The 25,090-nt window shown below is 61.8% G+C and carries 21 protein-coding genes; 6 read left to right on the top strand and 15 right to left on the bottom strand.

The window, feature by feature from the left end; translation table 11 throughout:
• Nucleotides 1–123: 123 nt before the first annotated feature.
• Entirely contained in the window at nt 124–879 is a 756-nt protein-coding gene (locus F4X08_06825) for a tetratricopeptide repeat protein (GenBank protein MYD25509.1), read from the top strand.
• Nucleotides 880–1,009: 130 nt separating this feature from the next.
• Here F4X08_06825 and F4X08_06830 read toward each other — a convergent pair whose 3' ends face one another.
• The 3 genes from F4X08_06830 to F4X08_06840 all read right to left on the bottom strand — a co-directional run bounded on the left by F4X08_06830 (nt 1,010) and on the right by F4X08_06840 (nt 5,189).
• Nucleotides 1,010–2,008 carry a site-2 protease family protein gene (locus tag F4X08_06830; protein ID MYD25510.1) on the bottom strand — a complete coding sequence of 333 codons (999 nt, stop codon included), beginning with the start codon at nt 2,006–2,008 and terminating at the stop codon, nt 1,010–1,012.
• 39 nt (nt 2,009–2,047) lie between these two features.
• Nucleotides 2,048–3,730 (bottom strand): AMP-binding protein, encoded by a 1,683-nt coding sequence (locus F4X08_06835; protein ID MYD25511.1) that lies wholly within the window; start codon nt 3,728–3,730, stop codon nt 2,048–2,050.
• Nucleotides 3,731–3,797: 67 nt separating this feature from the next.
• On the bottom strand, nt 3,798–5,189 hold the full coding sequence (locus F4X08_06840; GenBank protein ID MYD25512.1) for an aminotransferase class V-fold PLP-dependent enzyme: 1,392 nt from the start codon (nt 5,187–5,189) through the stop codon (nt 3,798–3,800).
• A 163-nt stretch (nt 5,190–5,352) separates the two neighbouring features.
• Between F4X08_06840 and F4X08_06845 the strand changes: the two genes are divergently transcribed.
• From F4X08_06845 to F4X08_06855, 3 genes are all read left to right on the top strand, one after another.
• Complete coding sequence (locus F4X08_06845) at nt 5,353–7,074, top strand: hypothetical protein (GenBank protein ID MYD25513.1); 1,722 nt, start codon at nt 5,353–5,355, stop codon at nt 7,072–7,074.
• A gap of 201 nt (nt 7,075–7,275) precedes the next feature.
• On the top strand, nt 7,276–7,608 hold the full coding sequence (locus F4X08_06850; GenBank protein ID MYD25514.1) for an STAS domain-containing protein: 333 nt from the start codon (nt 7,276–7,278) through the stop codon (nt 7,606–7,608).
• Between the two features lie 100 nt (nt 7,609–7,708).
• On the top strand, nt 7,709–8,836 hold the full coding sequence (locus tag F4X08_06855) for an aminotransferase class V-fold PLP-dependent enzyme (protein ID MYD25515.1): 1,128 nt from the start codon (nt 7,709–7,711) through the stop codon (nt 8,834–8,836).
• 38 nt (nt 8,837–8,874) lie between these two features.
• Here F4X08_06855 and F4X08_06860 read toward each other — a convergent pair whose 3' ends face one another.
• The 9 genes from F4X08_06860 to F4X08_06900 all read right to left on the bottom strand — a co-directional run bounded on the left by F4X08_06860 (nt 8,875) and on the right by F4X08_06900 (nt 18,680).
• Nucleotides 8,875–9,840 (bottom strand): DUF362 domain-containing protein, encoded by a 966-nt coding sequence (locus F4X08_06860; protein MYD25516.1) that lies wholly within the window; start codon nt 9,838–9,840, stop codon nt 8,875–8,877.
• Between the two features lie 7 nt (nt 9,841–9,847).
• Nucleotides 9,848–10,654 carry a menaquinone biosynthesis protein gene (locus F4X08_06865; protein ID MYD25517.1) on the bottom strand — a complete coding sequence of 269 codons (807 nt, stop codon included), beginning with the start codon at nt 10,652–10,654 and terminating at the stop codon, nt 9,848–9,850.
• A gap of 44 nt (nt 10,655–10,698) precedes the next feature.
• Nucleotides 10,699–11,823 carry a dehypoxanthine futalosine cyclase gene (gene mqnC / locus F4X08_06870; GenBank protein ID MYD25518.1) on the bottom strand — a complete coding sequence of 375 codons (1,125 nt, stop codon included), beginning with the start codon at nt 11,821–11,823 and terminating at the stop codon, nt 10,699–10,701.
• 5 nt (nt 11,824–11,828) lie between these two features.
• Nucleotides 11,829–13,040 carry a CofH family radical SAM protein gene (locus tag F4X08_06875; protein MYD25519.1) on the bottom strand — a complete coding sequence of 404 codons (1,212 nt, stop codon included), beginning with the start codon at nt 13,038–13,040 and terminating at the stop codon, nt 11,829–11,831.
• 137 nt (nt 13,041–13,177) lie between these two features.
• The gene (locus F4X08_06880) at nt 13,178–14,128 is read right to left on the bottom strand and encodes an extradiol ring-cleavage dioxygenase (protein MYD25520.1); all 951 of its coding nucleotides are present in this window, start codon (nt 14,126–14,128) and stop codon (nt 13,178–13,180) included.
• Complete coding sequence (locus F4X08_06885; protein MYD25521.1) at nt 14,125–14,838, bottom strand: hypothetical protein; 714 nt, start codon at nt 14,836–14,838, stop codon at nt 14,125–14,127. The genes F4X08_06880 and F4X08_06885 overlap by 4 nt, the downstream gene beginning before the upstream one ends.
• A gap of 10 nt (nt 14,839–14,848) precedes the next feature.
• Nucleotides 14,849–16,678 (bottom strand): hypothetical protein, encoded by a 1,830-nt coding sequence (locus F4X08_06890; protein MYD25522.1) that lies wholly within the window; start codon nt 16,676–16,678, stop codon nt 14,849–14,851.
• Between the two features lie 43 nt (nt 16,679–16,721).
• Nucleotides 16,722–17,021: a YciI family protein gene (locus F4X08_06895; protein ID MYD25523.1), complete on the bottom strand. Its 300-nt coding sequence runs from the start codon at nt 17,019–17,021 to the stop codon at nt 16,722–16,724.
• A 213-nt stretch (nt 17,022–17,234) separates the two neighbouring features.
• Nucleotides 17,235–18,680: a menaquinone biosynthesis decarboxylase gene (locus F4X08_06900; protein ID MYD25524.1), complete on the bottom strand. Its 1,446-nt coding sequence runs from the start codon at nt 18,678–18,680 to the stop codon at nt 17,235–17,237.
• Nucleotides 18,681–18,907: 227 nt separating this feature from the next.
• Here F4X08_06900 and F4X08_06905 point away from each other — a divergent pair, with 227 nt between their 5' ends.
• Together F4X08_06905 and F4X08_06910 are read left to right on the top strand one after the other, a co-directional pair.
• The gene (locus F4X08_06905; protein MYD25525.1) at nt 18,908–20,128 is read left to right on the top strand and encodes an aminotransferase class V-fold PLP-dependent enzyme; all 1,221 of its coding nucleotides are present in this window, start codon (nt 18,908–18,910) and stop codon (nt 20,126–20,128) included.
• Nucleotides 20,129–20,199: 71 nt separating this feature from the next.
• On the top strand, nt 20,200–22,668 hold the full coding sequence (locus tag F4X08_06910) for a S1 RNA-binding domain-containing protein (GenBank protein MYD25526.1): 2,469 nt from the start codon (nt 20,200–20,202) through the stop codon (nt 22,666–22,668).
• A 65-nt stretch (nt 22,669–22,733) separates the two neighbouring features.
• On the opposite strand, the gene F4X08_06915 is transcribed toward F4X08_06910, so the two are convergent.
• From F4X08_06915 to F4X08_06925, 3 genes are all read right to left on the bottom strand, one after another.
• Nucleotides 22,734–23,621, bottom strand: a complete 888-nt coding sequence (locus tag F4X08_06915) for a restriction endonuclease (GenBank protein MYD25527.1) — start codon at nt 23,619–23,621, stop codon at nt 22,734–22,736.
• 144 nt (nt 23,622–23,765) lie between these two features.
• Nucleotides 23,766–24,674 (bottom strand): hypothetical protein, encoded by a 909-nt coding sequence (locus F4X08_06920; protein ID MYD25528.1) that lies wholly within the window; start codon nt 24,672–24,674, stop codon nt 23,766–23,768.
• Nucleotides 24,675–24,753: 79 nt separating this feature from the next.
• Nucleotides 24,754–25,023: a MoaD/ThiS family protein gene (locus F4X08_06925; GenBank protein MYD25529.1), complete on the bottom strand. Its 270-nt coding sequence runs from the start codon at nt 25,021–25,023 to the stop codon at nt 24,754–24,756.
• Nucleotides 25,024–25,090 lie beyond the last annotated feature (67 nt).

Below are 25,090 nucleotides of genomic sequence, written 5' to 3' on the forward strand. Positions count from 1 at the left end.
CGCTTGACACCCCTGCCGAACCGACGTATATTCAGGGTATCGGGATGGTGGCGCCGCGTGTCCCGTTCCTCCGGAATCGAACCCCCTTCTACGGTGCCGGCCGTACGTGAAAGTGTAGACAATATGTGGTTCTGGTCTCATAAGCTCAAGCTCCTCCTGGTGAAGAAGGACTACGAGACCATCGTGCGACTCTGCTTCGAGCGCGTGGAGCGGAACCAGGCCGACTACTGGACCCTGCGCGGCCTGGGTCTCGGACTCATGTATACCGGCCGCACGAGCGAAGCCTTCGAATGGCTCAGCAAGTGCGCGCGGGCGTATCCGAAAAAGGTCGCGGTACAGTACGATATCGGCCTGATCTACATGAAGCAGGAGTGCTACAGCGAAGCCCGCGGCTACATGTTGAACGCCCTCGAGGGCGGATACCGAACGGACGCCCTCTTCCAGGACCTGGGCCGGATCTACTGCTATCTAGGTGAATTCGAAAAGGCGACCAACTGCTTCCGCGAGGTCATCCGCCGTACACCCCGGAACGGCGCCGCCTACAAGCTCCTGGGCATGGTGTACAAGCGGCGGACCATGTACGACGAGGCCGTCGCCGCATACCGGGAGTCCATGCGGTGGGATGGAGACAACTCGGAAATCCACATGAGTCTCGCAGAGATCTTCGTCCGTCAGGAGAAATGGGAACTGGCGGTCGGAGAGTACCAAGAGGCGCTCGATCTCGACGCCACCAATTTCGCGGCCCACTACGCGCTGGGGTCCATCTTCGAGATCATGGGTGAGAACGCCCGGGCGATCGACGAATTGCTCAAGGCCCACCGTATCGACGGGGGCGACGAACGAATCCACAAGAAACTGGAGCGATTGCTGATCAGCTGATCCCTGCCCGGCCCGCCCGGCGTACTCGGCCTGCCCGGCCCGCCCGGCGTACTCGGCCCGCCCGGCGTACTCGGCCCGCTCTGACTGCTCGACCTACCCACAACGCGCGCACCGGACTTCAGGGCTACCGTCACGTAAACGAGATCGGTACCGGCATGCAGGTCAGGATGAAGACTACGACGGCAAGCCAGCCCAGCCACCTGCTGTGCCGGGGAAGCGGCGCCGCGTCGTCCACCGGCGCGGGATGCCGGAAACCGCTGAACCTGCCCATCAACAGCAGCAGGACCCCGAACACCCACCATCCCGGCGAATACCACCCCAGCACGGCCAGCGCCGCAAAACTCGCGAGCGCGAGGTTTTTCTGCAGGCGCCTGCCTCCGGCCGCGCCTCCCGTGAAGGCATACAGGATATGGCCGCCGTCCAACTGGTCCACCGGCAGCAGGTTGAGCATGGTGACCAGGCAGCCGAACCATGCCGCCAGGCCCACGGAATCGAGATAAATGGTGTAATCTTCGGGCAGCGGACCGTGTATCAGGTAGGCGAGCGCCTGAAACACCAGGGGTTCGCCGAGGTAAAGGCCCTCTCCCTCACCGGGAATGAGATCCACCCGGGCGCCGACCAGGCTGTACGCCATGATCGGGACTGCCACGATGAATCCGGCGATGGGACCGGCGGCGCCGATGTCCATCAGGGCCTGCCGGTTCGGGTAGGGCGCCTTCGTCACGATGACGGCGCCGAAGGTACCCGGATTCGGCGTGATGAAGAAGAAGGGCGACGGAATGAAATGAGGAAGGGAGGTGTGGACGCCGTACCACCTGGCGTAGAGATAGTGGCCCATCTCGTGGGCCATGAGGATGCCGAGCACCGACAGGGAAAAGGGCAAACCGTCCAGGAGAAGCGTCGGGACGGTCACCAGGGTGAACAGCACCACCAGCGGGGGGACCGTGGGGTGCTCCATGATGGTGCCGGAGATCAGGGTGGTCAGGAAGGTACAGGCGAACAGGACGGTGGGGCGGCGCCAGTGCGTGGGCTGCCGCCCGGCTTCGTCCGGCCGCAGGGCATGCGGGAGCGTATCCTTCGAGGAATGCGGCGCCGGATCCGAATCGGGTGGGTGTAACCTGTTATCCATGGATCGTGATTCCGCCTTCCGGGGATCGCGGCATCTCCCTCACTGGCCGGCGGTGTCCTCCGCGGGGCTTTCCTGCCCGGTCTTGAAGAGAAAACGTTTGATCTTGCGCGTGGAAGTCTTCGAGAACTCCTCCCGGCGCAGCTCCACTTCTCTGACGCGCTTGTAGTCCGCGAGGTTCCGGCAACGCTCCCGCACCTCGTGGTTCATGAGCGCGGTCAGGGTCTCGTCGTCGTCCGGTGTGCCTTCTTCTTCCAGGACTTCGAAGTCGGGGACCACCACCGCTCGGACGTATTCTTCTCCCGTATCCGCGTTTTCGGCGCCGAAGACGAGCGCCTCCGCGATGTAGGGACTGAGGACGAGTTCACCCTCGATTTCCTCCGGATAGATGTTCTTGCCGGCCCGGGTGACGATCACGTTCTTGAGCCGGCCCGCAATATGGACATGCCCTTCGTCGTCGATCCATCCCGAATCGCCGGTATATAGCGCGCCGTCCTTGAGGACTTCGGCCGTGGCCTCGGGATTGTTGTAGTAGCCCAGCATCACGTTCTCACCCCGCACGACGAGTTCGCCCACGCCCGTGTCGTCCGGGTTCACGACTTCCACGTCCACGCCATTAATGGGCGGTCCGACGGAATCGGGTTTCGGAGGCTGCTCCACGCGGTGCACGGAAACGACCGGAGAGGTTTCCGTAAGCCCGTAACCCTGCAGGATGCGCAGGCCCAGCCGATCGAATCCCTCGGCCACCTCGGGCGGCAGCGCGGCGGCGCCGGACACGAAGAACCGGATCGTCCCCAGCCCGCCCTTGTCCCGAAGGCTCCGGAACAGGGCTGTGCCCATGCGCTTGTTGAACTTCTCGCCCAGTTTCACCACGCCCATCAGGAGGTTGAACACGGTCCGCGTGACCGCGGGCTGGGAGCCGACCTTGCGCATGATCCCCTGGTACATTTTCTCGTACAGCAGCGGGACGGCAAGCATGATCGTCGCCCTGGAGTCCTTCATGGTCTCGACGATGTCTCTCGAGTTGAGGCTGCCCACGTAGGACACCATGGCGCCGTTGAAGACCGGCGCAAGGAACCCGGCCGTGCACTCGAAGGTATGGTGCAGGGGGAGCACGGAAACGAAACTGTCGTCGGAGCTAATGGATATGACCTGGCTGGCGGCCGACACGTTGGACATGATGTTGCGGTGGGACAGCATCACGCCCTTGGGCCGGCCGGTCGTGCCCGAGGTGTAGATCAGGACGGCGAGGTCATCCGGGTTGACCTGGTTTTCGGGCGCGGCGGCGTCCGTCTCGCTGGCCATTACCTCTTCCAGGCTCAGCACGTGCTTGAGTTCGGGCAAGGAACCGGCGATGGAATGGAAATCGTCCCGGAAGGCGTCCGACACGACGATGGCCCGCGCCCCGGAATCCTCGAGGATCCGCTGGTATTCACCGGGTTTTAACAGCCGGTCGATGGGCACGGCCGTCATCCCGTGCCCGACGATGGCCAGGTAGGCGATGCCCCATTCGGGCTGGTTGGCCGCCAGCAGCGCGACCCGGTCGCCGTGTTGCAAACCGAGGGAGGCGAGCAGTCCTGCGAGCGCGTCGGCCCGGCGGGCCGCTTCCGACCCCGTGAATTCCACGTACTCGCCGTCGCGTTTGATGCGGAGGACGACGTTCTCCGCGAACGCATCTCCCAACCGGTCTTTCAGTGCCTTTATGGTAAGTGCAGTATCGGACATGATCCGTTCTCCCGCGTTATTTGCACCTGTTCAGACGTACGCTTGAATGAACCAGGTTTTTGCACCTCTAGCACCGGTTCGCCGCGATTTCGCGCACGGCGCCGGCGACTCGCTCCATTTCTTCGTAGCTATTGTGCATGGCGCAGGAAATGCGTGCGCCGTGGTAGCCCCCTTCGTACAGTCCGCGGCTGTGGATCCGGTACCTTTCCCGGAGCGGCGTGCCCACGTCGGAGGAGGTCATGCCGGCGATGGAGAAAGATACCATGGACGCGGAGAGTGCGCGGTTCATCGGCGTCCAGACCCGAACGCCGGGTATGTCGGAAAGACGGGTCTTGAGCCATTTCGCCATGGCCCCGCCGCGGTCCTCGACCAGGCTGGTGCCGATGGCGTTGTGGAAATCCACGGCCACGGCGAATCCCACCAGCGGCGCGTGACTCTGGGAAGCGTTGTTCTCGAACCGCCTCGCCGTCGGCGGGCCGCCGCCCGTGTAGTAACCCAGCCCGATCTTGTCCTGCGCGGCGTCATCCACGTAAAGCAGGCCCGTGCCCTTCGGCGTAAACAGCCACTTGTGCGTGCTGCTCACGTAAAAGTCGCCGCCGAGGTCCTTCACGTCGACCGCGATCATGCCCACCGACTGCGCCCCGTCGACGACGGTGATGAGCCCGCGCTCGCGGGCCATGGCGCAGATCTTCCGGACGGGCAGGCGCCAGGCCGTCGTGCAGGTGACGTGGCAGAAGCTGAGCACGCGGGTTTCGGGCCGGATGGCTTCCTCGAACAGCCGGACGATCTCGTCCTCGTCTTCCGGCGGATCGTACAGGTCGAGCTTGCGGATCGGGTTGCCGAATTGTGCGTGCCGGTGCTGCCAGCAGGACCAGCCGCCGTAGTGCTCGTGGGTCGTCGTAAGGATCTCGTCTTCCGGTTTCAGGTCGAGGCCGAGGGCGATGATGTTCATGCTCTCGGTTGAATTCCTCGTGATGGCGACCTCGGAAGGGTCCGCGTTAATCAGCGCGGCCAGCTTCTCGTGGGCCTCGTGAGGCGCCGGATAGGCGACGCCCCCGGTGTCCCCGTCCTGGATCTCCGTTTCCTTCAGGACCGCGATCTGGGCCTGCAGGACCATGTGGGGCAGAATGCCGATCGTCCCGTTGTTGGTGTAGTGTATGGAACCGTTATAGGGAAACTGGGCTCTCACGGCCTGCCAGTATTTCTCGTTGTCCGCTTCGGCCGGTCCCGCGCCGGCCAGCATCCCGTCCAGTTCTTCGATGGTGTCCGCCATCCGTCCGGTCCGTCCGGACCGTCCGGTCTGTCCGGACCGTCCGTTTTTCGCCGCCTTTTTCCGTCCGGATGCCTGCCGACTTTTTGCCATTCCCATATCTCCGTCGCCCGCGTGGATCTTCGGAGCGAAATGCGTGGCACCGGAGGACCGGCACGGACGTGCCCGCATCATGCGGTCCCGTGTCATGCGGTCCCGCGTCAAGTGGCCCCGGTGCTGAACCTTGAAGGGAAACGCGTCAAATATAGCCGGACGGCGGAACGGTCGCAAGCGGTTTCTGGCCGGTTCTCCGCGACGGATATCGCTTGACCGTCAAGGGCCGCAAAACCTATATTCACACGTTCATTCAAGCATGGTTTTGCCCTTGCGGGAGCGTTACATGGCCGGGATGCGCATCACCGGTGACCAGGCCATCGCGTACGGCGCGCTGCAGGCGAGTGTCGCGGTGGCGACAAGCTATCCTGGATCACCGAGCAGCAGTACCATCGAGTTTCTGCGTGGATTCTCGGAGAGCCACGGGCTGTACGTGGAATGGTCCACCAACGAGAAAGTCGCTTTCGAAACGGCGGTGGGCGCATCCATCGGCGGCGTCCCGGCCCTGATGGGCTGCAAGGGCGTCGGGTTCAACGTCGCCCTGGATACCGTCATGGTGGCCAACCTGACGGACGTGGGCGCCGGGCTCGTCATCCTGCTTGGGGACGACCCGGGCGCCTGGGCCACCCAGAACGACCAGGATACCCGCCCGATCGCCTGGGGTAGCGAACTGCCCATGCTGGAACCGGCGACGCCCTCCGAAGGGATCACCATGACCCGGGAGGCCTTCCGGCTGTCCCGCGAGACGCAAATGCCCGTCATCGTGCGCATCACGAAGACGTACGGAGCGCTGGAAGAGGAAGTGGAACCTCCTGAGATCCCCCGTACGGCTCACGTTCGGCCCCATGCCTTCGATCGGCATCCCATGCGGTGGGTATCGGTGCCCGGAAACGCCGTCCAGCTGCATCGGCGACTGCACGAGCGGCTTGAGGCGGTCGCCATGCATTTCGAATCCGCGGGCTTCAACCAGATCACCGGCACCGGGAAGACCGGTATCATCGCCGCGGGAGTGATCCACACCAAATTGATGGACGTGCTTCATGGGGTGGATATCTCAGGCCTGTCCATTCTCAAGCTTTCCACCCTGTGGCCACTGCCCACCGGTCGGATCACCCGCTTTCTTGCCTCCACCGAGAAAACCCTGGTCCTGGAAGAGAACGAGCCCTTTCTCGAAACATTGATTAAATCGGTCTCCTATGACGCGAAGATCTCGACGCCGATAAGCGGCAAGCACGACGGGGCCGTGTCGCGGGAAGGGGAGTTGTTCCGTGGCCAGATCGCGGAGGCCCTGGCCGGTTTCGTCCCCGGATTCAAGCCGGCACACGACTTCCCGCCGCAAGCGGAACACAAAGACCTGCCCAGCGAGGCGGGCCTTCCGGAAAACTGTCCTTACACGCCCGTATTTGAAATCCTGCGCGATTTGAGCGGGCAATTCGGCCTGTCGCCGGTGTACGTGGTGGACCCCGGTTGCGCGATCAAGATCAGCACGCCGCCCTTCGAGATGCTCGACGTGAAATACTCCATGGGTTCGAGCATCGGCATCGCATCGGGTCTGGTCCTCGCCGGCGTGACCGACCCCGTGATCGCCGTCGTAGGGGATTCCGACTTCTTTCACCTGAGCGCCAACGCGCTCTTCAACGTGGCCCACCAGGGGTCTGATCTGATCATCCTCATCCTGGACAACGCGACGACGGCCCTGTCCGGGTTCCAGGGCACGCCCAACCTGGGCGGATCCGAACCGGGCCGCGAGACGATGCCGCTCAGCATCGACGGCATCGTGGAAGCCTGCCCGGTCTCGCTGAACGAGACCATCGATCCCTGGGACGAGGACCGGTCGCGCGACGTGATCGGACGGGGCCTGCGCCAGTCGGGCGTCCGCGTGATCATCGCCCGGAGCCCCTGTCCCTACATCGAGAGCGGGCACTGCCCGGGCTATAGCGCCAAAGGCGCCGAGACCGCCGTTTTTGCGTCGAATACCTGACCGTCCGGCCATCTGCGAAATCGGCCACAGGACCGGCCGAAAGACCGATCTACCGCGCCGCTTTTTGCGCCGTCCGCACCGCTTTCGGGTCCACCGCGATCCGCGCAATTTATCCTTGCGGAGACCGGGTACCTGATGTTTAATGTTACACCATCCAATAGCTGGTCTTTGCTTTAGCAGTGTTATAGACGGAGGCGTGTAATGAACGAAAGCAGGATTAACGGTATACCGGTTATCGAACTCGTCGGCAGCTTCCTGGGCGATCCCGAAGTGTCCGCATTCCATGACCGCGTGAGGGCATTGAAGGCCGAAGGCACGACCGCGGCCGTCGTCGACTTGGGCAGGTTGAACCTCATCAGCAGTTCGGGCGTCGGCGCGCTCGTGGGCAGTGCCAAGACCCTCCGTGAAGCCGGAGGCGACCTGAAGCTGGCTAACCTGAGCGAACGCACGCACAACGTGCTGGTCGTCGTTACCCGCCTGGATTCCGTTTTCAACATCTTCGACTCGGCAGAGGACGCCGCGGCAAGTTTCTAACTGTTGATCGGACTGTCGTCGATCAGGCTGCCGTACCACACGGTCCGGCACCCGTCCCTGCCTTGCCGCACACTGTCCCGTCGAACCGGACCGGCCTGAATTGAACCTGGACCGCATCCGCCAGGAATTCCCTGTCGTCCAGCGCTGCACCTATCTGAACCACGCGGCGGTCGGCACGTTGCCCACGCGCGCCAGGGAAGCCGTGCGCGCCTACGTGGAGGACTTCAACGAGCACGCCGCCTCTAACTATCGCGACTGGGAAGCCGCCATCGAGACCGCCCGGTCCCGGGCTGCCCGCTTGATCAACGCCACACCCGAGCAGATCGCCTTCGTCAAGAATACGACCGAAGGCCTGTGTTTCGCCGCCAACGGCATCGACTGGCGTTCAGGCGACAACGTGGTCCTGAACGACCTGGAATTCCCCTCGAACGTATATCCCTGGTTCAATCTTGCCCAAGACGGCGTGGAAACACGGATGGTCGAGTCCGTGGACGGCCGGCTCACGGTGGATTCGATCGCGGACAGGATCGATGGGCGGACGCGCGCCGTTTCGATCAGCCACGTCGAGTTCGGGAACGGATTCCGCAACGACCTTGCGGCAATCGGCGCGCTGTGCCGTGAGAAGGACGTCTGTTTCGTCGTCGACGCCATTCAGTCCCTCGGGCAGACGCCGGTGGACGTGGAGGAGATGTCCATCGACCTCCTCACGGCCGACGGCCACAAATGGCTGCTGAGTCCGGAAGGGATCGGCGTCTTCTACTGCGCGCCGCACCTGACGGATCGGCTGAGGCTCTACGAAGTGGGCTGGAACTCGGTGGCCGACGCCGGCAACTACGATGCCTACGATCCCACGCCGGCACCGACGGCGCGGCGCTTCGAGTGCGGTTCCCACAATACGCTGGGCATACACGCACTGGGCGCTTCCCTGGATTTGCTGCTGGAGGTGGGTATCGACGCGGTGCAGGGGAGACTGCGACTGCTGACCGACCGGCTGGTCGACGGGCTGCGCGACGCAGGCTACCGCGTCCTGAGTCCACGGGGTGCATCCGAATGGTCGGGCATCGTGACGTTCGACAGTCCGGTACACGAGACCGAAGCCCTGCATCGCACGCTGCGGAGCCACCAGATCATCGGCGCGCGCCGCGGAGGCGGCATTCGCATATCCCCGCATTTCTACAACACGGAAGAGGAAGTACTTCGCGTCGTGGACGCGCTTCCCGGGCACTGACCGCTTCAGCCGCCGGCCGCGTTCTGTCGCCGACCGCTTCAGCCGCCGACCGCCGCCGTCTCCCACGCGCCTTCGATAGCCCACTGGCGCTGCAGGTCGATGGACTCGTGACCTTTGAAGGACAGGGCGTGCTCATCCAACCGGCCGCCGGCGACACGGATACGTGACAGGTCACCCACACCCAGCCCGATGGCATCCCCGTAGAAGACCGTGCCCACTTCCAGGGGCTCGAATCCCATGGCCTTCGAAATGACGGCGTCCACGGCGATGGTGTCCTCGCCGGCCGCCGCCAACCCGAGCGGTACCGTGTCGGTACCACCGGGACCGTTGCCCTGGATGCCCACCGTGCCGTCCACCACGCTGTAGTGCGGATAGAGGTGGCGGGCAAGACGTATCAGGTTCCTGCTGAGGGCCCGCGCCTCCTGGGGATGGTGCCGATCGTGGTGAGTCGTGTAGCCGTGTACCTTGATGCGGTCCTTCTTCAGGATCGTGCCCATAATGAGGTTCTTCAGCGCCAGGGTAACCATGGCGCCGTCATGGGTCTTGGCCACGGCGACCGAAATGACGCAGGGACAGTCCAGCACGGTACGGGGCATTCGGACCGTAGTCCAGGTGCCGTCGACCATGTATACCCGGGTGTTGCGCCACCGTGTCTCCTGGTTCAGATCCACGAGTTCGATGGGGAGGTCGTATTCGTCCGGGATGTCGGCGTACCCCATGTGGCGGAAGCACTCCCCGGGTACGGTCTCGTTCCCGCCCTCGGCGATCAGGACCCGCCGGGGCCTGTCGGGCAGGGTCATGATCACGTCCAGTACGCCGCGGACCGCGTCCGGGTGGGTGCATACTACGGGGTTCGTGCCGGAGAGGAAATTGGGCTTGAGCATGACCTCCTCGCGCATGAGGGAGGCCAGTTGCGGGGCGGAGCGTTCTACGGCCGTCCTTACGTTCTCCCGGCGGTTGCTTCCCGTACCGATTCCGACCGTCGTTTTCGAAGCCATGGTCATCTCTCCTTCATTGACGTGGATAGAACCGCAGTTCCGGCACGTCCGGGATCAGGCCGCGGGCATGGGCCAGGCCGTAAAACTCCATGAGCCCGCTACGCTCGCGGTCACCAAGGTCGTAGGCCAGGTTGTCCTTCAGGTACGACGCATAAAAAGAAGTGGGCCGGGAACGGTTCCCTGCATGTGCTTTGGCGATCTCATCCAGGGCGGACAGCCCCTGTTCCTTCGACGCGATCAGCCGTTCGACCTCAGCGGGGGTGAGACCGCCGTCCTTTCCCGCCCAGAAGGCATATACGAAAGGCAGACCGGTCAGTTCCTGCCAGGCTTCCCCCAGATCGACCCGCGGTTCCGGCCGGTCCGTGTATTCCAAAGCCGGGTCGCCGATGACCAGAGCCGCATCCGCCCGTTCCATCATCGCGGAGACGTCCGGCGGATGGTCGAAGGAATCGATTTCAATTCCGTATCGCTCATGCAGGACGATCCGCGCCAGGGCGACCGAGGTCCGGGAACTCGCGTCCATCGCCACCTTGCGGATCCGGTGTACGGGCATCCTGTGGAAAAGGAGGATGCTGGCGACCGGACCATCAGACGCAATGGCGATCTCCGGCACGATGGCGTAGGCCGCCTGGCTTCTTGCGTATTCGATACTCGGAATGACACCCGCCGAGGCCTCGCCCGTCCCTACCTTCCGGGCGCATTCGGAGGGGATATCGTAGAGGATTTCGAATCCGTGTTCATGGCCGCCGTGTTCCAGGCCATAAGTCAAAGCCCGGGAATTCAGGTAACTGACGGCGTAGATGCGGGTTCTGTTGTCCATTCGGAAGTCGTTGCCGGTTGTATCCGTCACCGCTTCCCGCGCATTTACGCGGTGGCTTCGTGCTTTTCTGGCGTGCCGTTTCCCACGTACTCGTAACGCGTGTTACGTCGTCGCGGCGTGTATCCCGCGTCGCTGATGAGGCGCTCGATCTCTACCGTAGGCATCACGAAACTCGTGCCTCCGGCGCTGATGACGTTCTCTTCCATCATGGTGCTGCCGAAATCGTTCACCCCGTAGCCCAGGGCGATCTGCGCGATCTTAGGCCCCTGGGTCACATAGGACGCCTGGACGTTCTCGATATTGTCCAGCATCAGCCGGGCGATCGCCACGGTGCGCAGGTAGTCGTACCCCGTCGCCTTTCGCGTATCCGGCAGTTCCGTGCCCTCCGGCTGGAAGCTCCATGCGATGAAGGCCGTGAAGTAACCGTCGTGGCGAGCCAGGGACTCGTCCTGCACTTCGCGGACCCGCAGAAGGTGTTTCAACCGGTGTTCGACGGTTTCCACCGATCCGAACATCATGGTGGCCGTCGACTTCATGCCGAGGCGGTGGGACAGGCTGTGGACGTCCAGCCATTCCTCCACCGTTTCCTTGCGGAAGGCGATGGCGTCGCGCACCTCGGTGTCCAGGATCTCGGCGCCGGCGCCCGGGAGGGATTTCAGTCCGGCCGCGCGCAGTCGGATCAGCGCTTCCTCGACCGAGATTCTCGAGATATGGGCGAGATAGACGATTTCCGCCACGGACAGTGAATGGAGATAGGCCGCGGGATAGCGCCGGGTGATTTCCGAGAAGAGCCGTTCGTAGTAGTCGATCTTCAGCTTCGGGTTCAAACCGCCCTGCATGAGGATTTCGCAGGATTCCGGCGTGTTCCCGCCGACGCTGATCAGTTCCTCGACCTTCGCAAAGATCTCCTCGTCCGGCAGCGTATATCCTTCCTGGTCGCCCGGGGGGCGGTAGAAGGCGCAGAACTTGCACCGCACCCAGCACACGTTGGTATAGTTGATATTGCGCCCGATGTTGTAGGTCACCACCGGCTCGGGGTGTCTGGTCTGGCGCACGTGATCGGCCAGCATGCCCAGTTCGGTGACGTTCGGGTGCTGGAAAAGACGCCTCCCGTCCTCGGCAGTCAGCCGCGTTCCGGCCAGGACTTTTTCCGCGATATCGGTGATCATGTGGGTTAACCCTGGCTCGGTGTCGCGGCGGCCTTCGCCACGTTGGCCGCATCCCTGTTGGCCTTCGCCCCGGCGGCCTCCGCCCCGTTGGCGGTCTCCATATAGGCCGGACGGATCGTTTCGGGCTGGTCGACGATATGATAGAGCGCGTCGCGTTCGACGGGCTTCCGCCCCGACTCGCTGATCATATCGAGCATCTGCGTGTGGGTCAGGGCCTGCATACGGTCGGTGACCGGGTTCCGGGTGATTTCGTACTCCAGGACGCTGCCGTCCATGTCGTCCGCGCCGTACCACAGCGACACCTGCGTCACCGCCGGCGTGTTCATGATCCAGAACGACTTGATGTGGGGCACGTTGTCCAGCATGAGCCGGGCAACCGCGATCTCCCGGAGGTCCATCTGCCCCGTCGGCCCCGGCAGGTGCTCGATCGCCGTACGCTCAGGGTGCCACGACAGGGGAATGAAGGCCAGCAGTCCGTTTGTCTCGTCCTGCAGTTCACGCAGTTTCATGAGGTGGTAGACTTTCTCCTCCGTCTGCTCCACGTGGCCGTACAGCATGGTGGCGTTCGACGGCAGGCCCACCTCGTGGGCGACGCGCGCGGTCTCGAGCCACTTGTCCGAATCCGACTTGGCCTGGAACAGCTCCTCGTGCACCCGTTCGCTGAAGACCTCGGCCCCGCCGCCGGGCAGGGCGTCCACCCCGGCTTCTTTCAGATCCAGCAGGATCTCGGCCATGGACTTCTTGCCGATTCTCCGGATCTGCTCGAGTTCGATCATGGTGTAGGCCTTGAGGGACACCCCGGGCCGGACTTCCTTGATCACCCGGACGATGTCCAGGTAATAGGCGTAGGGCAGCTTCGGGTTCACGCCCCCTACCATGTGGATTTCGGAGATGGGAATGTCAGCGTAGGTCTCCATCCTCGCCCTGATGTCGTCGGGCGAAAGCACGTAGCCCTCGGGGTCTTTAGGCAGGGCGTAAAACGAACAGAACAGGCAGCTCTTGTTGCAGATGTTGGTGTAGTTCAGGTGCTGGTTGCGCACGAAGTATACCCGGTCGCCGTGCATGCGCTCGCGCACCAGGTTGGCCAGGTAGCCGATGGCAGGAAGGTTCCCGTTCCGGTACAGCCTTCTCCCGTCGTCGGCCGAAAGTCGCTCGCCCGCTGCGACCTTCTCGTGGATGTCTTCCAGTCCCGCCGCGGCGATCAATGCTTCGAACAAAACCGTCTCCTCATAAACAGTCGTTCAGTTTCAACCGGCGGGCGTCCTCTGCAGACGCCGACCCGCCACACGCTTCCCTCTTATTATGCACTTCCGAGCCCTTTTTCACAATAAGAATCACCTCGGCAATCTCCCTGTCATTCCTCGACGAGGCCCTGTGCCGTCCAGCCGGGATCCGGGTCGCCGGCCATCGCCTTCCGAACGCCGGAACCGGGCGCCTCAGCCGTACCCCAGTAATCCATCGTTTCCGGCACTCTTCGCCACACCGCGGGTTCGTGCGTTGCTTCGTCTTCGATGCACGCCAGGTCGCTGGAGCATTCGTTCACGTATCCGGCCGGATCCTTGTAGTAGCAGAAGATGTTGTTGCCGGGGCCGTGACGTCCCGGCCCCCAGTCGGGTTCCTGCCCCCGGTCACGAAGGTTGGAGACCCTTCTCATCAAGGCGTCCACGCCGGACATCCCGTACGCGACGTGGTTGACCGATGCGTGATCCGCGCGAGTGAACACGACGACGTGATGTCTCCGGCCGCATCGCAGGAAGACCATCTGGTCCTCGATCCAGTCCGAGACCCGGAATCCGAGCACATCGGTATAGAACGCCACGGTCTGCTCGAACCGCGGCGTGTTGAGACCCACGTGGCACAACCGGCGGGGTCCATCGTGCTCGCCGGACCCGCCGTTCGCATCGGATCCGCCGTTCGCATCGGCCCCGCCGTTCGCGTGTCGGGCCACGCCGGCCGACAGTTCGATGCAGCGGTTTTCCGGGTCCAGGAATCGCAGCCCGTACCCGCCGCCGGGTTCGTCCAGGACGCCCGGAGGGGCCACGATGGTGATTCCCCGGCGTTCGAGCTCGGTTGCCGCCCCGTCGACCGCCTCGCATCCGTCAACGCTGAAGGCCAGGTGGTGCAGCCCAGGCCGTTTCGCCGCATGCAGACTGAGAATGTAATGCTCGGTCGACGCTCCTCGGAAATACCGTGCGTGCCGGTCCTCGCCGGCCGAGCCGAGTCCCCAGGCCTCGAGGTAGAACTTCGCGTGGGTCGGGGTCGCGGGTGACAGCAACCCCACGTGGCGGATGTCCAGGATCTTCATCCGGGAAGCTCCCTCCGGTTCAACGCGATCTTCAAGTCCCGCCGGATGTAGATTTCGACGAACTCGCGCAGCCACACGTCCTTCGCCAGCGTGAACCGATCGATCAGTTGCTGCCGGGGTCCGTCGGTGAGGTAAACGATGCGCCACAGGTTCAGCGGCCGCAATTCACTGCCATCGACCGAATGCTCAACGTGAAAGAGCGGCTGTTTATCGCCTGCTTGAAGCGGATTCCCATCCATGCCGGGCAGTTCCGTCGTGCCGATGAATGTGACGCGCTGCCGCCCGGGATTGAGAAAGACGCGTTCGAGAACCAGCCCGTGCTTCGACGGTTCAAGCCAGAGGCGCTGCCGCGAGCATCGCACGAAGGATTCGGCTCCGCCGGTCGATGCCTGCCGGTTCCAATAGCTGGAACTGCCTTTCTTTACCACAGAAGGAATATACAGGTCGGGCCGGAACGCCTTCTTTACCTCCATGTCCCACAGCATGGTCCGGGTGAACCTGAGCGGCTTGTTCGTGCGGTAATAACGGGCCAGCGTCCCGTTGATGTCGACGGGATCAAGCTCGATTCGGGTGTTGCCAGGGTTGGTCCAGGCCCGTTCGAATGCTGCTTCATGTGTCGGCGGACTGACGGGCGCCGCGGCTTCTCCCGGAACGCCGGCGCCTTTCGGAACGCCGGCGCCTTCCGCCTCGTGCATTTTCTCGCGTTTCATCCTTCGCGTCTCATGATGTGCTCGGCTGGTTCCTGTCCGGCTCGGGAACTTTCACGTGGACGGTAACGATATCCGTGTCGTGGAACTGCTGGTGGCGGACGGAGGAAGCGATGTGCCGCAACAGCCGAAGCGAAACTTCCCGTTCCACCAGCACGTCGTCGGGTCGGTCCGCCAGCAATCCGATCCGGTCCTGAACGTTCTCCTCACCCGCCGCGGCAATGAACTCGAGGACGGCGCCACCGCTTTCCCTTCGCGCCTTCAGGAGCAGGCGCCTTCGCTCGCTGCTCTCCCTGCCCTCGTCCTGCTCGATCAGCGTCAGCAGCGTCTCCTCGCTGGCGGCGTCGAGACGGCCGACCATCTCCGGTCCCCATCCGTTTCGGGATGCGAACGCCTCGAGGAACGCCCTGATCTTCGGCAGCACGGACAGGTCGAGCGCCACTTCGATCCGGCTGCTGCGCGGGGCCGTCGCTTCCAGAAACAGGGTCATGAGGATCGCCATGATACCACCGGCCGTTATGCCGTTCGCCAGCAGGCCGCCCCCCAACTCCGCGAGCACTTCGGGGAACAGGAGGTCGTTCTGGCAGCCGACGCCGACCCAGAAGGCGACGCCCGCGATCAGTGCCTTGCGATGGTCGATCCCGCCCTGCACCACCTCGGTCATCCCTCGGACGAAGGTCAACGCCAGCACGACGGTCAGATAGGCGACCACGACCGCACTGGGAATAGCGAGGATCATGGCGAGGAACTTGGGCAGGAACGCCAGCACGATCAGCACGCCGGCGGCAATGATGCCCACGCGGCGGGCCGCGACCCCCGTGAGTTCAACGGTCGGGACGCTGACGCCAATAGTCTGCGTCGGCACGATTCCGGCGATGCCTGAAAGCAGTTTGCCGATACCGTCCGCCGTCACCGCACCCTCCACGGCCCGGTAGTCCACGGCCCTCGGCCGGCGCCACGACACGCGCTGGATGGCGACGGCACCGGTTATCGTCTGGATAGCGCCGATGAGGGCCACGAAAGCGAAGGCAGGCAGAAGACTCACGAAGGCCGGCCCGAGGTCGAAACCGATACCCGGCCAATTGCCCTGTGGCAACCCGATCCACGGTGCCCGGGCAATCAGGTCGAAGTCGTAGAGCCCCAGTGATCCGCCGATGACCGAACCTACGATCACCCCGATGAGCGGAGCCCACAGACGCAGCGTCGCCCCTGCCGTGAGGGAAATGCCGCCGATGACCAGACCCGTCGCCACTGCGGTGAGCGGTGCACTGAGCGCCGCGTCCTGCGGCGCGTCGGCCAGGCGGCTGAATACAACCGGCAGCACGGTCGCCGGGATCAGCATGTTCACGGTGCCGACGATGGTCGGTGTGAGAAGCCGCCTGAACAGGGCCAGCCGCATCGATATCACGATCGGGACGAGTGACGATGCGACGACGAGGGTGGCGAGCAGCGCCGGACCGCCTTCGACGAGAGCGCTGACGCAGACCCCGATAAAGGCGCCAGCGGGACCCATGAAGAGCAGGTATCCCGCACCGACCCGGCTGAATCTGACGGCCTGCAGCGCGGTGCAGATCCCACTGACGGCGACCGCGCCGAACACGGCCCAGGACAGGTACGCCTCGGTTCCGCCGCTGGCCCGTATGATGATCGTGGGGATGAAGATGATGCTTGTTATGCCGAGTACGACCAGTTGCAGGCCGCTGCCCAGCGACACAAGCGCCGGAGGATGTTCGCCGGGTTCGTATTGAACGCCAGAAGCGCTTTGCTCGTCACGGCTGCTCACAGGACTCCCCTGGCCGGTATACGCACACCGGGTGATCCAACACCTGGAGATGTACGGAATCCACCGTGGACCCGATCCGGAATGAGCGGTGGCAGCGTTTCGCTCAGCCGGGCCGTCCGGTCAACCAGTTCCATGGGCGGACGTGAGACTCGGCGAAGGTGCCCGCCTGGGCATAGGGACTGCCTTCGACAAATGCCCGTGCTACCTCGATAGAGGGCGCCTCGAGCACGAGGACGAAACCGGTGACGGACCGGTCACCCTCACTGAGCGTTTGCCCGCCGTGATGTACGGTCACATCGGGATGATGGGTGGAATCGTGAATGTAGGCGGCAAATGATTCCTGTAGACGAAGCCTTTCCTGTGCCATTTCCGCCTTATGTGTCGCAGAGACTACGAAAAACATCTGTCCTCCCTTCCTGCCGGGATGCACGCAAGATCATACCGACACGCGATCTTACGGGCAGCCGACAAAGCCTGATTCATTAACGTAGTGCAAGAGTTAGAAATGTTAAGTATAAAAACTAAGTCGGAAAGGTTATGCAAGACTTAGTTGCGACGGCGATTTCAGGATACGTCGGGACCGAAACCGGGCGGTCCATCTCCAGCCTTGACCAGGTTACAGATCCAGTTCCGGCCAGAGCTTGTCTATGCGCCGGTCGACTTCTTCGGGCATGCGCAGGATTTCCGGCCATCCCCGGTCGAATCCCTCGTCCGGCCATTTCTCGGTGGCGTCGATGCCCAGCTTGCCGCTCACGTCGGCGGTCTGCGCGGCGAAATCCAGGACGTCGCAGGGCCCCTCGCTGATCAGCAGGTCCCGCTTCGGATCGATGGCGACGCCGACCCGCCAGGCGACTTCCCGCATATTATGCACGTCCACGTCCTTGTCCACAACGATTATCACCTTGGTGAACATCATCTGGCCCAGGCCCCAGAGGGCGTGCATCACCTTCCGGGCGTGGCCGGGATAGCGCTTGTCGATGGATACGATGGCCAGGTTGTGGAAGATGCCTTCGACGGGCAGGTCGATGTCCACGATTTCCGGCAGGGTGGTCTTGAGCAGCGGGAGAAAGATGCGTTCGGTGGCCTTCCCGAGCCACCCGTCTTCCTGCGGCGGCGGTCCGACGATGGTCGTCGGGTAGATGGCGTCTTTTCTCCGCGTGATGGCGGTAAGGTGGAACACGGGGTACTCGTCGGGCAGCGAGTAGTAGCCCTGGTGATCTCCGAAGGGCCCTTCCACGCGCCGTTCATGGGGTTCGGCGTACCCCTCAAGGACGATCTGGGCGTTGGCCGGCACCTCCAGGTCCACCGTGTGGCACTTCACCAGCTGGACCGGTTGCCTGCGAAGGAATCCGGCCAGCATGTACTCATCGATCTCGTCGGGCAGGGGCGCCGTCGCGGCGTACATGGTTTCCGGATCCGGTCCAAGCACGATGGCGACCTCCAGCCGCTTGCCCATCTCCTCCGCGACGCGGTAGTGATGGGCGCCGCCCTTGTGCCGTTGCCAGTGAAGCCCCAGGGTTTTCTCGTCGAAGACCTGGAGCCGGTACATGCCCACGTTCCGCGTGTCCTTCCCAGGGTGTTTCGTAATGACCTGGGGAAAGGTGATGTACCTTCCACCGTCGCCGGGCCAGCACTTGATGACCGGAATGCTATCGAGAGACGCCGCGTCGGTCTCGACTATTTCCTGACAGGGGCCGTTGCGCACGGTCCTGCTCTGGGTATCCTTCAACCGGGCGAGCCGGGGCAGGAGCTGGAGCTTTCCCGCAAGGGAGGCGGGCACCTGGGGATTGATCAGGTCGGCGATTTCGGCCGCGATGTCGTTCAGGTCCTCGGTACTCAGGGCCAGCTCCATGCGGCGTTTCGACCCGAAGGTATTGATTAGCACGGGTATGCCGGAATGGCCTTTTACGTTGGTGAAGAGCAATGCCGGCCCGTTCTGCTTGACCACGCGGTCCGCGATGGCGCTGATCTCCAGCTCGGGATCGATCTCCGCAGTGATTTCCTTCAACTCACCTTCTTCCCGAAGCAGATCGACGAACGTATTTAAGTCTTTGTGAGCCATTGACTTGCTGCCTGAAAAGAGTTCGATTCGACATGGGGTTCGGCATGGGGTTCGGCGCCACGCCACGATGGTATTTCCACCCGTGTAAAGTACCCCCGGCGATGGTCCAAGTCAATTCATTACTGGCGGATCGGAGCGTCCCGGCCGAGACCGCGAAAAAACAGGTTGCAAACCACGGGACGATGTAATAGGATTAGTGGCGCTTTCGAAACACCGTCCTTCGAATCATGCCAGGGTATTGCATGCCCAACGTTTACGAACGCATCGGCGTACGGCCGATCATCAACGCTTCGGGGCCGTCCACCCGTCTCAGCGGCGGCATCATGGATCCCGAAGTCGCCGACGCCATGCACGAGGCGTCGCAGTACTGCGTCGACATCGCCGAACTCCAGGCCCGTGCGAGCGAGTTAATCGCGGAGATCACCGGGGCGGAAGCGGGATACGTCACCTCCGGCGCGGCGGCGGGACTCCTCCTGGGCACCGCGGCCTGCGTCACCGGTCCGGACCCCGGCAAGATGAACCGGCTGCCGGACACGGAGGGCATGAAGAACGAAGTCATCATGTCCCGCAGCCAGCGGAATTTCTACGACCACGCGATCCGGTCCGTCGGCGTAAAGCTCGTCGAAGTAGGGATCGCGGACCGCTACAGTGGGGCCGGCGTTCGGGACACCGAAGCGTGGGAGATTGCCGATGCCATCACGGAGCGCACGGCGGCCGTTTGCTACGTCGCCCATCCCCGCGCCCTGCCTCCCCTGGAAGAAGTCGTCGAAGTCGCCCACGCCCACAACGTACCGGTGATCGTCGACGCCGCCGGACAGTTACCGCCACGGTCGAACCTGCAGGCATACATCTCCATGGGCGCCGACCTCGTGGCCTTCAGCGGCGGAAAGGCCATCGGCGGTCCCCAGGGTTCGGGGATTCTCTGCGGCCGCCGGGACCTCATCATGTGCGTGGCGCTACAACACCTGGACATGGACGTACTGAAACCGCAGTGGAATCCACCGGAATCCCTCATCGACAAGTCAATCCTGCCCGGCGCGCCTCATCACGGCATCGGGAGACCCTGCAAGGTCGGCAAGGAACAAATCGTGGGCCTGCTGACCGCGCTGGAGCGCTTTGCCGGTGAACACCTGGAAGCGCGCGCGGCGGCGTGGCGGGACCGCATGGATGAACTCGTGGCCGCCACAGGGGAGACTCCCGGTTGCCGGTTCACGATCGATACCGACAGCAGGCCCAGCGAGGTACCGATGGCCGTGCTGAAACTTGACGAGTCCGTGGCGGGCAAGACCGCCCTGGACGTGGTCCTCGCACTGCAGGAGGGCGATCCTCCCATCCAGGCCAATACCGGGAGAGTCTCGGAAGGGATCGTGCTCTTCGGCCCGGTCTGCCTCAAAGCGGGCGAACCGGAACGGGTGGCCCAGAGGCTGAGGGAGATCCTGGGCGCGTGAATAAGCAGATCAGACCAGGCAGGGCCAGGCGAGAACGGACGAGTTGAGGACAGACAAGGCCACAATCATACATGAGTGACGAAACGCACATCACGAAGATATCCGGTGAACTGGGGATCCGGCCCGAGCAGGTGGAAGCCGTCGCGCGCCTGCTGGACGAAGAGGCCACGGTCCCCTTCATCGCCCGTTACCGCAAGGAAAGGACCGGTTCGCTCGACGAGGTGGCCGTTACGGCGATACGCGACCGGATCGGACAGCTCCGGGAACTGGAGAAGCGCCGGACCTCGATCCTTGCCTCCCTGAAGGACCGCGCCCTGCTCACGGACGAGCTGGAATCGAAGGTGCGCGCCGCGGAAACCCTGACCGTACTGGAAGATACCTACCTTCCCTACCGGCCGAAACGGCGCACGCGGGCCACGGCTGCCCGGGAAAGGGGCCTGGAACCCCTGGCGAAGCGCATCTTCGAGCAGGGGGAAATGGATCTGGAAGCCGAAGCCGCTCCCTTCGTCGATCCGGAGAAGAAAGTCGATACCGCCGAGGACGCCCTGTCCGGCGCGCGCGACATCATCGCCGAATGGATCAATGAAGATACGACGGCACGGTCGGCCCTGCGCCGGCTGTTCCAAGAAAAGGCGGTCATCCGGTCCACGGTGGTCGCGGAGAAGGAATCGTCGGGTATCAAGTTCCGGGACTATTTCGACTGGTCCGAGACGGCGGTGAAAGCGCCTTCTCACCGCGTGCTCGCCATGCGGCGCGGCGAGAAAGAAGACGTGCTGCGAATGACCATTGCCCCGCCGGAAGGCGAGGCGATTGCGCGACTCGAGGAGCTCTTCGTCAAGGGAGAAGGTCCCGCGTCCGAACAGGTCCGCCTGGCCGTTACCGACGGCTACCGCCGCCTGCTCTCGCTCTCCCTCGAAACGGAGTTGAGGTCCCTTGTCCGGCAGAAGGCCGAGCAGGAGGCGACTCTCGTTTTCGCGCGGAACCTGCGGGAGCTGCTGATGGCGCCTCCCCTGGGCCGCCGCCGCATCATGGCGGTCGACCCCGGTTTCCGCACGGGCTGCAAGGTCGTGTGTCTCGACGAACAGGGCAAACTGATGGACCGGGCCAGCATCTTTCCTCATTCCGGGGACAAGAAGAAGGAAAGGGCGGCACGGATCGTGCGGACCCTGCACGAGCAGTACGAATTCGATGCTATCGCCGTGGGCAACGGGACAGCCGGACGGGAGACCACCCAGTTCCTCCGTACGATCGGGCTTGCCGGTGATCCGTCCATCGTGCTCGTGAACGAAAGCGGCGCTTCGGTCTACTCGGCGTCTGCCGAGGCCCGGCAGGAATTCCCGCGGTTGGACGTCACGGTACGCGGGGCGATTTCCATCGGCCGCCGGCTCATGGATCCCCTGGCCGAGCTGGTCAAGATCGATCCCAAGTCCATAGGCGTCGGGCAGTACCAGCACGACGTCGACCAGGCAGCGCTGAAGAAGAGCCTGGACGACGTGGTGACGAGTTGCGTGAACAACGTCGGCGTCGAGGTAAACACGGCGAGCGCTCAACTCCTTTCCTACGTGTCCGGCATTGGGCCCGCGCTGGCGAAGCACATCGTGGCCCACCGGGAGAAAGCGGGTCCCTTCGTCTCGAGGACGGATCTGCAGCAGGTGCCGAACCTCGGTCCGAGGGCCTTCGAGCAGGCCGCGGGTTTCCTGAGAATCGGGAACGCCGAGAACCCCCTGGACGCCAGTGCCGTGCACCCCGAGAGCTATGAAATCGTGGACCGGATGGCTTCCGATCAAAGTTGCAGCGTCAAGGAGCTCATGGACGATTCAGCGGTCCGCGGCCGTATCGAGCTCGATACCTACGTGAACGATACCGTGGGGCTGCCTACGCTCGAAGATATCCTGGAAGAACTGGCGCGGCCCGGGCGCGACCCCCGCGAGGAGTTCAAGCCCGTCCAGTACACCGAAGGGGTAAATAGCATCGATGAAGTCAAGGAGGGGATGCGGCTCAACGGCGTCGTGACCAACGTCACGAACTTCGGCGCCTTCGTGGACGTCGGGGTCCACCTCGATGGGCTCGTGCACATCAGCCAGCTCGTGGACCGGTATGTCAAGCATGCCGGCGAAGCCGTCAAGGTGGGGCAACTGGTCGAGGTGCGGGTGCTTGGCGTAGACCACGAACGAAACCGGATCTCGCTGTCGATGCGGGAGGGCAAGGAACGTGGCAACGGGAAGCCCGAGCGCCGGCGAAGGCGCCGGCCATCGAAGCGCCGGCAGGATGGGCAGACCGACGGCGGGAATGTGAAGGCGGCGGAGCGCACGAGTGCGGACGGGCAGGCGGAAGCAACCGAAAAGGGAGATCCGTCCGTGAAGGCAGACTCGACCTCGAAGGCACAAGACGCCGGGAAGACCGAAGCGTCCGGGAAAGTAGTCTCACGAAAGAACCGGAGAAAAAAACCCTCGAATCGGAAGTCGACCGGCCAACGAAGTTCCTCAGCCAACAAGGTCCTGACCGTCGATCACCTGCTCAAGCTGAACCGTAAGTTGTAATGGAAAGAAGGCGGTTCGACGCAACTCCAGATGGATAACGCTGTCGCAAGGAATCAAGTCTGCTACTAGATTTTCTCAAACCACTCGTTGTTTATCTCTACAACTTCCACTTTCCTAACACTCACGCCGAGTTCCAGTTTCATTAAAATATCGATTAGGTGATCGCCATCGATCAAATCGATCGGTGGTGCCCCTTCTCGTGTTGCTTCACGTCGAGCTTCTCGGGTAAAACCACCTGTCGTAATTATCAGCCCTTTGTCAGCACGCCCAGTCATTGCACCACGAAAATCCCTAACTTGATTTGGCGAGACTGTTCCTTTGTAGCGCTTACACTGAAAAAGAACAGGAAAACTGACGAGTCCTACCAATCGGATTATCCCATGGCCATCAATCCCTCCATCTCCAGAGCGACCAGTAACTTCAACTTCTATAAATCCTGACTCGCGAAGTAACCTCTGACATAACCGTTCAAACGTATCTGGCGATAGATTCAGCAATAAATCAAGAAAGTCTTCCCGCCACTTGTCATCTTCTTTGGGAATTACAATTGGTAGGGTAAGATCACCCTGCTTTTCGTTGGGTCGGTTCTTTTTTCCACGATTACGTTGCTTGGACAAATAGTAATCTTGATAGTGAGTGGTGACCTCTTCCGGGTCCACTTCTTCATTCTCCAAACCTAATGGTGTTAATGACCAAACTCCCCTGGAAGAGTTATCGAGAATCCCGAATCGTTTTAAGTAGGTACGAGACCAAGCGAGGCGGTATTCAACTTCAGTCCGTGGTCCTTCGCCGTGCAACTGATTGACGATTTCATCTGGCAACTCCAACTGCTGAAGCACAGTTTCAGCGATTTCGTCTATTGAACCACTCCCTCCCAACGATCGAAGTGCCTTTATTGTAGGGTTAAACAACTCGATATGTGTAGGTGGTTTCGTTATGGATTTCATTGCCATACGTGTACCTGACCTTGTTAAGCGCAATTTCATGGGTAAAGCGAATTCATTGGAAGTTGGTATGTCAGTTTAAACACAATTCAGTATTCCGAAGCCATGTAATTGTCTATGATCCGGTATTTTCGTTGGTTACAAAATACCCGGTCAATCGACCTTAGTTTCGCGAAGCACACGTTCGTAGACTAAGCGTCTATCATGCAACCATTCAGCCATACGACCCCAGTTCGATCTTTCACGAGGATTTGTTCGTAGGTACACTTCACCTCTCGTAGATATCTCCGTTTCTTCTTCAGACCTGTTTAATTGAAGCGCTAAATCTAGTGGTTCGAGATATGGTTTTACAAGGAACGGCAGTTCTGGATCACTGAATGAGGTAACCACAAGAAACACACCAACACCCTTTCGGTATAAACACTGCGAAATCCGTAGTTCTATTCCGTCAACTTGATGGTAGACGTTGCTGTCTGCATGATCGGGTCTTACTTCACCTGGATACTTACTTGCTACGAAATTCCAAAACTCTCGACGAAATTGACCAAGCTCACTCAATTCAGTACGATGTGCTGTATCTTTGACACTGCGATCCCATTCATTCGGTTTCTCCAACACATCAAATACAGGCGCTAACGGTGAGTCTCCAATCCGCACAACCTTGAGTTCAACAGCAAAAAACCTAAATGGATCGCTAGTGTGATCATTAAGCCATCGTATTGCAGAACGATGAATTGCATTAAACTGTTTCGCAATCCAAACTACCACCGTTGCATCTAGGCCAGCGAGGTATGCTAGTACTTGACCAAGATGCTGCAGATTTGCGTTCTCTAATTGGTTCTCAATAAGTATTTGGCTTCCGTCTCTTAAGTCACGTGCTATTATATCCGCACGAAAACCCTGAACGTATACTTCACTGTCGATATATTCCATTTCGATCCCTAATACGTTTGATAGCAGGTCAAGGTTTTTTGTAAGCCATGGTGTGAATTCATGGGCTTCGTGCTTCCAAGCCTGACGAACGTCGATAGACTCCAATGTACCTAACTGGGGGGTACCCACAGGTTTACCTCCCTAAAGACTCAGTGCTCAACTGTCGGTATAAGAGACTTCACAATCACTTCTAGGTACAAATCCATTGTTATCCCCCGCTGATCGCGGGCAGGAAGTGGATCTCGCTTTTCTCGTTCACCTTGTCGAGCAGGATGCGACGGGCGTTCCGGCCGTCGATCATGACCGCGATGTTGGGTTTGATCCGCTGCGTCCCTTCCTCCAGCAGTCTCTGCTTAAAACCCGGGTAGGCCGTCTCCAGGTTGGCGATGATCTGACGCATGTCGGCCCCTTCGACGTGGATGATCTCCTTGCCGCCGGTCAGGTCGCGCATGAGGGACGGGATGTAGATGGTGGCCATGGATGTGCTTTCGCTGATTTGCGGTTTTTTCCTGCGTCCTGTATTTATCCGACGTTCTGTACACTCA

Source organism: Gemmatimonadota bacterium (assembly GCA_009841265.1).
Classification (GTDB): Bacteria; JAAXHH01; JAAXHH01; order JAAXHH01; family JAAXHH01; genus JAAXHH01.

Coding starts and splice junctions, on each gene's coding strand:
- F4X08_06825 (MYD25509.1), top strand. CDS start 124: ATGTGGTTCTGGTCTCATAAGCTCAAGCTCCTCCTGGTGAAGAAGGAC.
- F4X08_06830 (MYD25510.1), bottom strand. CDS start 2,008: ATGGATAACAGGTTACACCCACCCGATTCGGATCCGGCGCCGCATTCC.
- F4X08_06835 (MYD25511.1), bottom strand. CDS start 3,730: ATGTCCGATACTGCACTTACCATAAAGGCACTGAAAGACCGGTTGGGA.
- F4X08_06840 (MYD25512.1), bottom strand. CDS start 5,189: ATGACACGGGACCGCATGATGCGGGCACGTCCGTGCCGGTCCTCCGGT.
- F4X08_06845 (MYD25513.1), top strand. CDS start 5,353: ATGGTTTTGCCCTTGCGGGAGCGTTACATGGCCGGGATGCGCATCACC.
- F4X08_06850 (MYD25514.1), top strand. CDS start 7,276: ATGAACGAAAGCAGGATTAACGGTATACCGGTTATCGAACTCGTCGGC.
- F4X08_06860 (MYD25516.1), bottom strand. CDS start 9,840: ATGACCATGGCTTCGAAAACGACGGTCGGAATCGGTACGGGAAGCAAC.
- F4X08_06865 (MYD25517.1), bottom strand. CDS start 10,654: ATGGACAACAGAACCCGCATCTACGCCGTCAGTTACCTGAATTCCCGG.
- mqnC (MYD25518.1), bottom strand. CDS start 11,823: ATGATCACCGATATCGCGGAAAAAGTCCTGGCCGGAACGCGGCTGACT.
- F4X08_06880 (MYD25520.1), bottom strand. CDS start 14,128: ATGAAGATCCTGGACATCCGCCACGTGGGGTTGCTGTCACCCGCGACC.
- F4X08_06885 (MYD25521.1), bottom strand. CDS start 14,838: ATGAAACGCGAGAAAATGCACGAGGCGGAAGGCGCCGGCGTTCCGAAA.
- F4X08_06895 (MYD25523.1), bottom strand. CDS start 17,021: ATGTTTTTCGTAGTCTCTGCGACACATAAGGCGGAAATGGCACAGGAA.
- F4X08_06900 (MYD25524.1), bottom strand. CDS start 18,680: ATGGCTCACAAAGACTTAAATACGTTCGTCGATCTGCTTCGGGAAGAA.
- F4X08_06905 (MYD25525.1), top strand. CDS start 18,908: ATGCCAGGGTATTGCATGCCCAACGTTTACGAACGCATCGGCGTACGG.
- F4X08_06910 (MYD25526.1), top strand. CDS start 20,200: ATGAGTGACGAAACGCACATCACGAAGATATCCGGTGAACTGGGGATC.
- F4X08_06915 (MYD25527.1), bottom strand. CDS start 23,621: ATGGCAATGAAATCCATAACGAAACCACCTACACATATCGAGTTGTTT.
- F4X08_06925 (MYD25529.1), bottom strand. CDS start 25,023: ATGGCCACCATCTACATCCCGTCCCTCATGCGCGACCTGACCGGCGGC.